Raw genomic sequence first — 4,645 nt, 5'->3', positions numbered from 1 at the left:
ACGTAATCTTACAATGATACGCATATCTAACAGGAGAACAAGCAGGCATCCTGCCATGGCCGCAATCCAGGCCGTACGGCTCAGCGTGGCTGGAAATATCATCATACAAACAGCTCCCGCAAAAAGGAAAAAATAACCGATCCATCTCTTCTTATGTTTGAATATGAGCCAGTAGTGTAACACCAACGGGAACATCAACGCGATGAATCCGCCATATGGCCCTGGATTCAGAAACGATCCCGTGGTTTTAAAGAGCCTGTGTCTCGAGGGGGATAGGTCATACAACTGGGTTAATCCCCCTATGGCCTCCACCAAACCGAATAACAATATTCCAACGCAAGTATAAAGAGTGAGAGACGGAAAATAAGTATAGAGAATCCGGCATAAAAACCATCCGGCACACAGCTGTACAGAAAAAAGCAACCCGTCGGGAAGCATATCTTTCTGATAATCGTAGGTGACGAGTATTACCCCTGTGAAAAGGATAATAAGCAGGTCAATTACTGCTGGCTTGTTTTCTTTACTCGGTAGAAACATCGATGTTTACAATGTAGAAATTCAAATGAATTTAGGTCTAATAAGATAGAATCCAAATATAAGAGTCAAACATCCCCATTCTCTAATTATATTTTGAATTGATAAAAAAGTAAAATTGGATTATCATCCTCTTGTACTTTCTCAAGTAAAGTTGTGATGTCTTCATTATCTTTTATATGTTCTTTAAACATATAGAGAATTCCGGGCTCAATTTTCATCACTATTGAATTTTCATCATAACCATTTGAGTAAAAAGAACTAGTCTCAATATTGAACTGCGTATTTTTGATTCTTGGATAACCAATGAATGTTTCTTTATTTTTGTCATATACACAAATTGTTTGGTTTGTATTGAAGATGATATATTTTTCATTTTCTATAAATTCAGTTATTGAGTATATGTACTTTTTTTCTTCACATTCATTGTGAAACCTTCTTATATCACGTTCTTTGAGCAAATATTCGGGCAAATTGAATTTTCCAAAATCCAAAGTGTATTTTTCTGAAAATTCATCTTTAATAATCTGATATACCGTATTATCAAATCTTCTGGTATAATAAATATGTCTGCTCCTATTTAAAAAGTTTCCGGGATTGAACAATGTATTGGCGATATTGTCTCTTGTTTCAAGTAAATTGGCAACCTGATCTCCATCGCGATTCATACAACATATCTCATATTTATCTAAATCAGTTTTATTTAATTCAGTCCTGTTGCAATAGATATAGCCGGCATCCATAGCAATGCCCTTGAAAAAATCCCGGTATTTTGTCTCACTTACGAATTGTCCGTTATAGTTACACCTCATTATTTTGTACGGTTTGTCGCATAATAATAAAATCTCTTCTTTTTCTGTATCCAGGCAGAAATCCATTAACGACAAATATTCATGCGGTCCATTCCCAATATTCTCAATTTTATTCCGGTATTTTCCCTGAACATCAAAAATACATATTTTATCCAGTGATTTATCTAAAATAAATATATAGTCTTTTGTTTTATAAATACGGCTGATCTCCCGTATAAAGGAACTATCATTTGTCTCCAATGCTACAACATGACACTCATTAAAGAGGGTAGAATCGTTTAAAGCATGGTTGACAGTTGTAAATCCACCAATATATTTTGATCCGTTTCCATTTTCCGATTCAATTTTACTGGATTTTGAAGTACAACCCAGAAATAGTAATAAAAATATCAAAAAGAATAATCTCATAATAAAAATAATTAAATTAAATAGTTTGTCATAGATTAAAAATATAGTATTCGGCAATCGACTCAAAATCAATAAGCTATTTGACAAATTTATCATTTAATCTTCTGTTCACACGATTTGCCAGACCTTCCCAGTTGAAGGAAATTGATCCTTCCAGGGATGACCATATATAAAATTAGCGTCACCATCGGGAATGTTCTGAAACTTTTGTTTAGCTTCGTATTCAGTTCACTCATATTTTCCTTACAGATACCCTATACTGGTAATGCAGGCTGATACTTTTCATTACTTTATTCTAGCAGAATACTGTAAAGTAACTGAAATTCAAACTCTTGATCAATTTTTCTATATTAAACTATGTTCATGAATGTCTTAATATTAATTAGTTGATAAATATTTACCGAAGTATTTAATAAATTAGCACTCAATAAAAATGAGTACTAATTTATTAAAACGAATTTACAATTTACAATCTCTTACATTCAGTTGTTGACCATCTAACACAATCAATATTACCAGTTCCATTACAACCTACTCCTATAGTTGTACATATGTAGACAGCTCCATTGATTATTTCTTCTGAGGTAGCTATATAATCCACTTTTTCGTGAACTTTTTCCACTTCAATACCTCCATCATCATCTTCTTCCCCCGGATCAGGGTCTTCCGGATCCTCTCCATCAGCCAATGCCAACACATTTTTCAATGCCATGTCACTAAGATCACCATAGCTATTCATACTTCTGTTCATACCGAATCCCGCGATTAGCAGGACGGCAAGGGCTAAAATGCCCGGTAATAGAATTTTTTTCATAAGCAATGAATTTAGGTAATTAAAAAATAATATTAAGAATTCCTTTCTATAAAGGATTTTTCATGTGTTATATGTTTATTCTTTTTTAATTTAAATGTACCTGCAGTTCATTTCAATTGGGAGTTTACTTGAAAACTTACTTGCCATCCTTTATTTCGAAAATGCGTTCTTCCTTTCAGGAGGAGCGAGTTCTCAGAGGATACAATAACAACCCAAAGAGGGCCAATACATACCGGTTCAATACCCATATAGGAATCCATGGAATAATTTTTATTGGTTTCATGACAGTCCATAGGTAAAAATATTTTCACATTCTACAAATGAATGTAAAATGAACCACATTCACTACTCGTTTATCGTAAACATCTACCCGATAAACGCAATAGTTTAAAAATCACCTCTTTCAACTCGCTTATCAATCGCTTTTTTAGATTTTCCCTGATATTTATTCTATTTTTTTCAGTATTCTCTCTCTCCTGAATATACCTGAATGAGGGTCTATTGATTTCCAGATCAACCACGCTTTGCCCACGATCAAATCGTCGGGAAGCAAGCCCCAGTAACGGGAGTCCTGCGAATTCTCCACCTTGTCGCCTCCCATAAAGTAGTAATTATGGGAAAAAGTGTACTCTTGTAATGGCTTCCCGTTATCCCGCAACGTATCGTTCTCCAATGGAAGAGGATAGCCTTTCTCCCAGTCGATGATCTTTTTATAGAGTAACGCGGTTGTCCTGTCTAATGTGATACGGTCTCCTTTGCGGGGTATATAGAGAGGCCCGAAATCTTTGATGTTCCAGTTTAATATGGAATCCCGAGGAAAAGTAGTGTATACTCCTGCCGGCAACTCCTCTTTTGTTTTGTGGCTTAATGACTGTTCACCGGCATAATTCCCCAAACGTTTCGCGGTATCGGCATTCACCGTATAAATTCCGTTCACTATCCGCAAAGTATCACCCGGAACACCGATACAGCGTTTGATATAGTACTTCAACATGTGCATCTCAATCTTGTCCCGTTTATTCGGATAAGGTATATGAAAGACAACCACATCGTCGTGCTTGACACGGGTGTAACCGGACATGCGTTTAATCTTCACTTCTTTCCCTTCCACTGCGCTGAACAGGTCGAACAGCCGGGCACCGTAAGCCGGTTTGTTCACCAGCACGTAGTCGCCCGGCACAATGGCCGGTTCCATGGAGTCCGTCGGTATTTTATAAGAACCGAACACGAATACACGGAGAACGATAAAGCCGAGTACAATGATGGAGGCATAGTAAAACAGGTTCAGTATTACCTGGCCTGTTTTGCGTACAATCTTTCCGGTTTTATTCATGCCCCGCCCCTTTCTCTTTCAATATTTTTCTCACCTCATCGCGCATCTCCGTGACAGCCATGGAATGGACTTTCGGTTCCTTTTGCAGTACGGCGTTTGCCGCACGGATCATCTTTCCCGGTTGATAATTGGCCGGATCGGCATAAAGTTTTACCAGTAAAAAGTAGGAATAAATGCGTTCGGGTAACAGCCACGTAGAGTTTAAATAGGAATCTCCGGCTTTGTCATATTCCCCCATTTCATAATGATTGCGCCCTTTCACATTGTAAAACATAGGATCACAGCTTATTTCCAATCCCCGGCCAAAGATGCTGTCGGCCTTCGCTTTCTCCCCGGTAGCGTTCAGTATCATTCCGTACTCGAACACGAATTTCCGTTTATGATCCAGTACCGGATAAAGCTCTGCATAATCATTCATTACACTCGCATATGCTTTCCTTTTGTACATTGGCCGTTGTTTCTTCCATTCTTTCTCTGCACGATAAAACTCTTTTTGCTTTATAATGCCTGCAACGGAAATGGAGCTCAAAATCACCGTCAACAAAAAGGGTAGAATCATTTTTTCCCAGCTATAGGATTTCTTTCCGGTATTGTTGTAACCGGACTGTGCAATACAAACAGTTCCCAATACTACCCAGATAATAGGAAATTCCCATAACCGGTAGGGATAGGATGCAAAAGCGAAGACCGACAAGGCCAGGAAGCTGCCGGCCGCCCCGGCCTGTCCGTTTTTAATACCGCCCC

General features: G+C 37.9%; 3 protein-coding genes and 2 pseudogenes. All 5 read right to left on the bottom strand.

What is annotated here, in order from left to right:
* A pseudogene (locus Q0502_RS12190) lies at positions 1-537 on the bottom strand (polymerase); the annotation flags it as partial.
* Positions 538-623: 86 nt separating this feature from the next.
* On the bottom strand, positions 624-1,754 hold the full coding sequence (locus tag Q0502_RS12185; RefSeq protein ID WP_298651083.1) for a 6-bladed beta-propeller: 1,131 nt from the start codon (positions 1,752-1,754) through the stop codon (positions 624-626).
* Between the two features lie 466 nt (positions 1,755-2,220).
* A complete protein-coding gene (locus Q0502_RS12180; protein WP_298651082.1) occupies positions 2,221-2,568 on the bottom strand; it encodes an NVEALA domain-containing protein in 348 nt (115 codons plus the stop codon).
* Between the two features lie 445 nt (positions 2,569-3,013).
* A complete protein-coding gene (gene lepB, locus Q0502_RS12175; protein ID WP_298651080.1) occupies positions 3,014-3,901 on the bottom strand; it encodes a signal peptidase I in 888 nt (295 codons plus the stop codon).
* A pseudogene (locus Q0502_RS12170) lies at positions 3,894-4,645 on the bottom strand (polymerase); the annotation flags it as partial. The gene lepB and the pseudogene Q0502_RS12170, both read right to left, overlap by 8 nt.

This window comes from uncultured Proteiniphilum sp. (assembly GCF_937873925.1).
In the GTDB taxonomy this organism is placed as follows: Bacteria; Bacteroidota; Bacteroidia; order Bacteroidales; family Dysgonomonadaceae; genus Proteiniphilum.
The sequence above is the reverse complement of the archived record's forward strand: the minus strand, read 5'-3'. Positions and strand labels throughout refer to the sequence as shown.

Excerpts from the sequence above, each read along its gene's own strand:
- Q0502_RS12185 (WP_298651083.1), bottom strand. The coding sequence starts at position 1,754 with ATGAGATTATTCTTTTTGATATTTTTATTACTATTTCTGGGTTGTACT.
- Q0502_RS12180 (WP_298651082.1), bottom strand. The coding sequence starts at position 2,568 with ATGAAAAAAATTCTATTACCGGGCATTTTAGCCCTTGCCGTCCTGCTA.
- lepB (WP_298651080.1), bottom strand. The coding sequence starts at position 3,901 with ATGAATAAAACCGGAAAGATTGTACGCAAAACAGGCCAGGTAATACTG.